Source organism: Dietzia sp. B19 (genome assembly GCF_014145155.1).
Classification (GTDB): domain Bacteria; phylum Actinomycetota; class Actinomycetes; order Mycobacteriales; family Mycobacteriaceae; genus Dietzia; species Dietzia natronolimnaea.
On sequence record NZ_JAALED010000478.1, the window covers coordinates 1 to 7,289 of the forward strand.

General features: G+C 69.7%; 6 protein-coding genes and 1 pseudogene. 5 read left to right on the forward strand and 2 right to left on the reverse strand.

Annotation, left to right across the window (positions count from 1 at the left end; translation table 11 throughout):
* The 4 genes from G6020_RS13225 to G6020_RS13240 form a co-directional block, all read left to right on the forward strand.
* Positions 1-2,563, forward strand: a 2,563-nt coding sequence (locus tag G6020_RS13225) for a glycoside hydrolase family 65 protein (RefSeq protein WP_182610938.1), incomplete at its 5' end; no start/stop codon positions are given.
* Entirely contained in the window at positions 2,563-4,209 is a 1,647-nt protein-coding gene (locus G6020_RS13230; protein WP_182610939.1) for an AarF/ABC1/UbiB kinase family protein, read from the forward strand. The genes G6020_RS13225 and G6020_RS13230, both read left to right, overlap by 1 nt.
* Positions 4,210-4,247: 38 nt before the next feature.
* Complete coding sequence (locus G6020_RS13235) at positions 4,248-5,306, forward strand: type II glyceraldehyde-3-phosphate dehydrogenase (RefSeq protein WP_182610940.1); 1,059 nt, start codon at positions 4,248-4,250, stop codon at positions 5,304-5,306.
* The gene (locus tag G6020_RS13240; protein WP_033107642.1) at positions 5,296-5,580 is read left to right on the forward strand and encodes a DUF2933 domain-containing protein; all 285 of its coding nucleotides are present in this window, start codon (positions 5,296-5,298) and stop codon (positions 5,578-5,580) included. The genes G6020_RS13235 and G6020_RS13240 overlap by 11 nt, the downstream gene beginning before the upstream one ends.
* A 156-nt stretch (positions 5,581-5,736) precedes the next feature.
* Here G6020_RS13240 and G6020_RS13245 read toward each other — a convergent pair whose 3' ends face one another.
* The gene (locus G6020_RS13245; protein WP_182610941.1) at positions 5,737-6,498 is read right to left on the reverse strand and encodes a recombinase family protein; all 762 of its coding nucleotides are present in this window, start codon (positions 6,496-6,498) and stop codon (positions 5,737-5,739) included.
* On the reverse strand, positions 6,488-6,757 hold the full coding sequence (locus G6020_RS16620) for a hypothetical protein (RefSeq protein WP_194306139.1): 270 nt from the start codon (positions 6,755-6,757) through the stop codon (positions 6,488-6,490). The genes G6020_RS13245 and G6020_RS16620 overlap by 11 nt, the downstream gene beginning before the upstream one ends.
* Before the next feature lie 37 nt (positions 6,758-6,794).
* Here G6020_RS16620 and G6020_RS13250 point away from each other — a divergent pair.
* A pseudogene (locus tag G6020_RS13250) lies at positions 6,795-7,280 on the forward strand (ATP-binding cassette domain-containing protein); the annotation flags it as partial.
* Positions 7,281-7,289: the final 9 nt, after the last annotated feature.

The following is a 7,289-nucleotide window of genomic DNA, read 5'->3' on the forward strand; positions in this document are numbered from 1 at the left end:
GGCCGGGAGGCGCGGAGGCTTCGGCTTCGTCGTCGGCATCGACCGCGCCGGAGCGCGGGAGCAGCTCGAGGCCGCGGGCGCCGACCTCGTCCTGGCCGATGTCGCCGAGCTCGACCTGGGCGTCTCCACCACGGATCCGTGGCAGCTGGTCTACGACGGCTTCGACCCCGCGCACGAAGGGCACCGGGAGGCGCTCACCGCGCTGGGCAACGGCTACCTGGCCACCCGGGGCGCCCGGCCCGAGCACCACGACGACGGCATCCACTATCCCGGCACCTACCTCGCCGGCGTGTACAACCGGCTGGCGAGCACCATCCACGGGCGCGAGCTCGAGGAGGAGCATCTCGTCAACACTCCCAACTGGCTTCCGGTGGACCTCCGCCTCGGAGACGGGCCGTGGCTGTCCACCGGCCAGGTCGTGACGCACAGCGAACGACGCGAGCTCGACCTGCGCCGCGGCCTGGTCGTCCGCCGCGCGGTCCTCACCGCTCCGAACGGGGATCGACTCGACTTCGTGCAGACGACGTTCACCTCCCTGGACGAACCTCACCTTGCCGTGCTGGAAACCACGCTCACCGCCCCCGACTGGAGCGGCACGGTCACCCTTCGCGCCGGGATCGACGCCGGCGTGCGCAACAGCAACGTGGCCGCGTACCTCGGATCGGACGCCACCCACCTCACGCAGCCGACGTTCCGCCACGTCGGCGACACCACCCTCTGCGAGGTGCGGACCCGACAGAGCCGGGTCCACATCGCCACCGCCGTCCGCACGACCCTCACCGGAACCGACAGCGCGACCGATCACCGCATCGACACGCCATCGCAGCACACCCGGGAGCTGCGCATCCCTCTGGAGCAGGGTCGACCGGTCACCCTCACCAAGACGGCCGCGATCTACACCTCCCACGATCGGGCCATCAGCGAGCCGGGTGGTGCCGCCCTGACCCTGCTCACCGAACGCGGTGGCGACGTCGAGGCGCTGCGGGAACGCCACGCGGCGGCGTGGCGGCGACTCTGGGAACGCTTCGCGGTCACCCTGGACGCCGACACGCACAGCCGACTCATCCTGAACCTGCACGTCTTCCACCTGCTCCAGACCCTCTCGCCGCACACCGTCGAGCTCGACGCCGGGGTGCCCGCCCGCGGCCTGCACGGCGAGGGGTATCGGGGGCACGTCTTCTGGGACGAGGTGTTCGTCCTGCCCGTGATCGCTCTGCGCACGCCCGAGATCAGCCGGGCGCTGATCGACTACCGCTGGCGGCGACTGGACGCCGCCCGCGCCGCGGCGACCGCCGCCGGACTCCGCGGAGCCCTCTTCCCCTGGCAGAGCGGCAGCGACGGTCGCGAGGAGACGCCCGAGGCGCTCTACAACCCGCGCTCCGGTCGGTGGATGCCGGACAACTCCCACCGTCAACGCCACGTCGGCCTCGCCATCGCCTACAACGCCTGGCAGCACTACCAGGCCACCGGCGACCTCGAGTGGCTCGCCGAACGCGGCGGCGAGCTCATCATCGAGGTCACCCGCCTGTTCGCCTCGCTCGCCGAGCACGACACTGCCACCGACCGCTTCCACATCGCCGGGGTGATGGGACCCGACGAGTTCCACGACGGCGCCCCGGACGCTCCCGGCAGCGGCCTGCGCGACAACACGTACACCAACGTCCTCGCCTCGTGGGTCGCCACGCGAGCGGCCCGGACACTCGCCCTGCTCCACGGGCACCGCGGCGAGGGCCTCCGCGACCGGCTCCGCGTCACCGACGAGGAGATCGCGGGATGGGCCCGGCTCAGCACACGACTGGCGGTGGGGTTCCACCGCGACGGCATCCTCACCCAGTTCGACGGCTACGAGAGCCTGCAGGAGCTGGACTGGGACCACTACCGCGAGGAGTACGGGAACATCGGCCGGCTCGATCTCATCCTCGAGTCCGAGAACGACAGCACCAACCGGTACAAGCTCGCCAAGCAGCCCGACGTCGTCATGCTGGTCTACCTGCTCGGTCACGACGGGCTCCGGGCGCAGCTCGCCACGCTCGGCTACCCGTTCTCCGAGCAGGACCTGACCCGCACGGTCGAGTACTACCTCGCCCGCACCGCCAACGGGTCGACGCTCAGCCGAGTCGTGAACGCCTCCGTCCTGGCCGGCATCGACCCGTCCCGCTCCTGGATCGCGTTCCGCGAGGCGCTGATCGCCGATCTCGACGACTCCCAGGGCGGCACCACCCGCGAAGGGATCCACCTCGGCGCGATGGCCGGCACCATCGACCTGCCCGTCCGCTCCTTCGCCGGCATGGCCCTCGGTGACGACGAGCTCGTCTTCGCCCCCCGACTGCCGCCGAACCTCACCCGGGTCGGGTTCCAGATCCGATACCGCGGCCACCTCGTCTACGTGATGCTCCGTGACCGCAGCCTGGAGATTCGCGTGCACCCCGGCTCAGCACCCGCGATCCACGTGCGCGTCGGCGCGGTCGCCGTGCCGCTCTCGGCCGGACAGACCAAGACGTTCGCGATCGGCCCGGGCACCTCGGCCCGCGACGCGACCAACCGCGAAGGAGGCCTCGACTGATGAGCACGCATCGGAGCCGGTATCGGCGCATCGCCACCATCCTCGAGCACCACGGACTCGGGCTCGGCCTCGGGCTGCTCGGACTGGAGAAGTGGATTCCCTTCAACAAAGGCGTTCTCGGGCATGCGCGCCGGGACGAGCCCTACACCAGTCCGGAACACCTCCGACTCGCCCTCGAGGAGCTCGGACCGACCTTCATCAAACTCGGCCAGCTGCTGTCCACCCGCAACGACCTGCTGCCCGCCGCTTACCTCGCCGAGTTGGTCAAGCTTCAGGACGCCGCGCCGCCCGAGGCCTGGGAGCCGATGAAGGCGGTGATCCGCGAGGAGCTCGGCGCGGACCCCGAACAGCTCTTCGCACAGTTCGACCCGCAACCGCTGGCCGCCGCGTCGATCGGGCAGGCATACGCCGCGACCCTTCACGACGGCACCCAGGTCGTCGTGAAGGTCCGCCGACCCGGCGCGGTCGCCCAGATCCACGAAGACCTGGAGATCCTGCAGAACCTCGCCGAGCGCGCCGACAAGCGGTGGGATGCCGCCCGCCAGTACAACCTGCCGGGCATCGTCGAGGAGTTCTCCCGCACGCTGCGCGCCGAGCTCGACTATCTGCAGGAGGGCCGGAACGCGGAGCGGTTCGCCGCCGACTTCGCCGACTCACCCGACGTCGCCGTCCCCCAGGTGTTCTGGGAGACGACCACGTCACGCGTGCTGACCCTGGAACGGATGCACGGCATCCGAGTCGACGACCTGCCCGCCCTGGACGCGGCCGGCATCGACCGGAACCAGCTGGCCAGGCGAGGCGCAGACCTCATCCTCACCATGGTGTTCGAGAACCGCTTCTTCCACGCCGACCCGCACCCGGGCAACCTGTTCATCCAAACCGACGGATCCATCGCCCTCATCGACTTCGGCATGGTCGGCCAACTCGACGAAGAGGTCACCGAGCAGCTCTCCGACGTGCTGCTCGCCTTCACCCGCGGAGACTCCAACGCGCTCGCCACCGCCCTGCTCGCGCTCTCGATCACCAAGAACACCTCCGACCGCGGCGAGCTCGGCCGCTCCCTGGACGTCTTCGTGTCGCGGTATCTCGGACGCCCCCTGTCCGACATTAACCTCAGCCACCTGCTCGGAGAGCTGCTCGCCCTGCTGCGACACCACCACCTCCAGCTGCCGCAGCAGACCGCTCTGCTGTTCAAGGTCCTGATGATGGGCGAGGCACTGGCGGCACGGCTCGACCCCGAGTTCGAGATGCTGCAGGCGCTCACCCCCTTCTCGGAGCGGATCGTGCAGCGACAGTTCTCCCTCCCCGCCCTGGCGAAACGCTGGGCACAGGCATCCGCGGATGCCGGAGCACTGCTGCTCGAGCTGCCCGGAACACTCAAGCAGCTCCAGCGGGTGCTGGAGAACGGCGGCCTCGAGGTGCACCTGCGCGCGGCCGAACTGGAACCGCTCGTGGGACGGGCTGAACGGATCGGCAATCGCCTGATCGCCGGCATGATCACCGCCGCCCTGATCAACGGCATCGGCGAACTCGTCAGCGGGAACACGAGATGGCGCTCGCGGGAAGGCGTCATGATCGGCGCCGGCGCGAGCGTGGTCACCGCACTCGGCGGCTACCTGCTCTGGACCACGCGGCGACGGCGATGACCGCCGCGGCTCCCATCCCTCATCAGAAAGGCACGCACATGAACACCATTCGAGTCGGCGTCAACGGCTACGGCGTCATCGGCAAGCGCGTCGCCGACGCGGTCCTGCTGCAGTCGGACATGGACCTGGTCGGCGTCGCGGACATCGCCACCGACTGGCGGATCAAGTCCGCAGCGAACCGCCTGCCCGTGTTCGCCTCCACCATCGAGGCGCAGCAGGCCATGCGGGGCGCCGACGTGCCCGCACAGGGAGTGCTCGACGACCTTCTCGCGCAGTGCGACGTCGTCGTCGACACCACCCCCAAGCATGTGGCAGCGGAAAACCTGGAGCGCTACCGCGCCCTCGGCGTCAAGGCAGTGCTCCAAGGCGGCGAGTCCCACTCCACCACCGGCCACTCCTTCGTCGCCCAAGCCAACTACGCCAGCGCCATCGGCAGGGACAGCACCCGGGTGGTCTCCTGCAACACCACCAGCATCGTGCGGATCCTCGGCGCGCTGGATGCGGCCGGACTCCTGCTGCGCGCCCGTGGGGTGCTCATCCGCCGCGCCACCGACCCGTGGGAATCGCACCTCGGCGGGATCATGAACACGATGGTCCCAGAACCGACCATCCCCTCTCATCAGGGCCCCGACGCACAGACCGTGCTCCCCGGACTCGATGTCGTCACCATCGCCGCCAAAGGCGCCCACACGCAGACCCACAGCCACTACTGGACGCTGCAACTGACCCGGGAGGCGACCCGCGACGAGGTGCTGGACGCCCTGCGCGCCGCGCCCCGCATCGCGTTCATCCGGATGTCCGACGGCCTGGTCGCCCTCAACTCCACCGTCGAGCTGATGCGCGATCTCGGCCGCCCCCGGGGAGACATGTGGGAGGTCGCCGTGTGGGAGGACCTGGTCACCGTGAACGGCAGCGAGGCCTACCTCGCCTACCAGGTCTACAACGAGGCCATCGTCGTGCCCGAGACGATCGACGCGATCCGCGCGCTGACGGGCACCGTCCCCGACGCCGCGACCTCGATCCGCCTCACCGACGAGAGCCTCGGCATGCGCCAGGACTTCCTCACACCGGCGGAGGAGCCCGACCATGACCGGTGACCACCAACCGCCCGCCGACCATCCCGGCGAAGGCGACCCGCGGCGACGGATGCCTGTGACGGCGTGGCTGATCATCGGGATCTCCGTGCTCGGGATCGCGATCTACCTGTTCATCGACCACCTTCCCCACGTCGTCGCAGTGCTGCCCTACGTCGCGATCATCGGCATGGCCGCCATGCACCTGTTCGGCCACCGCCACCACACCGGCGCCCACGACTCGAATCATCGACGCCACGGGGGCGACAGCGGGACCGATACGCGAGAGTCGTCGTGAACACCGTCGTCCGCCCCCTCGCGGACGCCAGCCGGCACGGGCACCCCCGACCGCTGCGGATGCTGTGGGTCACGCTCGCCTGGGGGTCGTGCTTCGTCGCGATCACCGTCGGCCTGCAAGACGCCCCGCCGCTGTGGCTCGCGGCACTGAGAGCCCTCATCGCCGGGGTCGCGCTCGCAACCGTCGCCGGCATCCAGCGGGCACCTCTTCCCCGCGACCCGAAGACATGGGCACTGATCGGCTGGTCTTCCCGGTTTTCGCCTGCGGTGCGGGGAACCCGGACTCATCGTTCAGCCACGCGGTGATCGAGCGCAGGGACTGGCCGGCGAGGAACCTGTCCGCCATCTCACGGACGACGGCGGCCTGCTCGGGGATGAGGACGCCGCCGGTGCCGTAACCGAACTTTGCTGCGCCGTGCCAGTCGCCACGTTCGGCCTTCTGCCGGTTCGCGCGGCGAATGCGGTCAGCCTTGTGTCCGGACTCGTAGGCCGCCATCGCGACGAGTTGTCGGGCCATCAGCCGACCCTCGTGGGTGTTCAAGTCGAACGCACCGCCCATGACCGCCTCAATGCGGATCGGATGCGTCTCCACGAGGTCGATCAAGTCCTCGAGCTCACGGGGTCGCCGGTAGAGGCGATCGACGTGCCACACGACGACCCGCGAAGGACCGAGCTTGATCCGGGCGAGCATTCGCGCGAAGTCCGGTCGCTTCTTGTCGAGGTAGGCGGACGTGTCGTTGTCCATGAAAACGTCGGGTTCGGCAACGTCCAGGCCCAGCCGGGCGCACAGCGAGAGGCAGTCGTCTCGCTGTCGCTCGACCCCGGCCTCCTCCCCGGTGCGGTCCTCGCTGATCCTCAGATAGACCAGCACCTGCTCCGTGATCGTCCCGGTGCTGCTCGTCGTTGCCCTAGAGAGCATGACGACCGCCCCGATCGGAGCCCTGCCTCAAGGACACATCGAAGGGGCATCGCGCCAGTGCGCGAAGCACCTCCTTCGAGGACCGATCGACTGCCAGGCGGGTTGCCTGCAGCGTCGCTGCGACGACTAGGTTGTTCTCGCGGCAGTAACGCTCGATGGCTCGTCGCTGTGCTGTTGCATCCCCGCCAACGGCTCGCGCGCGGGCCACCCGCACGTACGCCACGACGTTCTTCTTGCGTTCGACATCCATGCCGATCACCTCCACTGACTAGGTGCGTCAGATGCACCAAGTGGAGAAGACCACGCTGCTCGCCGCGATCACCGGGGAGCGGGCGGTCGACTCGGGCCGCGCGACCGTCGGGTCGGGGGTCCTGCCCGGGACGGTGGACCAGGCACGGACGGAGTTCGGCGGGCCGGACCCGCTGCTGGACTCGTTCTGCGTCGCCGCCGACCCGGCCGGCCTCGACCCCACCGAGGCCCGCACCCTGCTCGCCAAGTTCGGGCTCGGTGGAGAGCACGTCGCCCGCGCCTGCGCGTCACTGTCACCGGGGGAGCGGACCCGTGCCGCGCTGGCCCTCCTGCAGCAGCGCGGGGTGAACCTGCTGGTGCTGGACGAGCCGACCAACCATCTGGACCTGCCGGCGATCGAGCAACTCGAGCAGGCCGTGGACGCGTTCGGCGGCACGGTCCTGCTCATCACCCACGACCGGCGGATGCGGGACGCCTTCCGCGCGACCCGCGAGCTGCTGGTCGACGCCGGGTCGGTGCGGGAACGACACTGACGCGGCTCA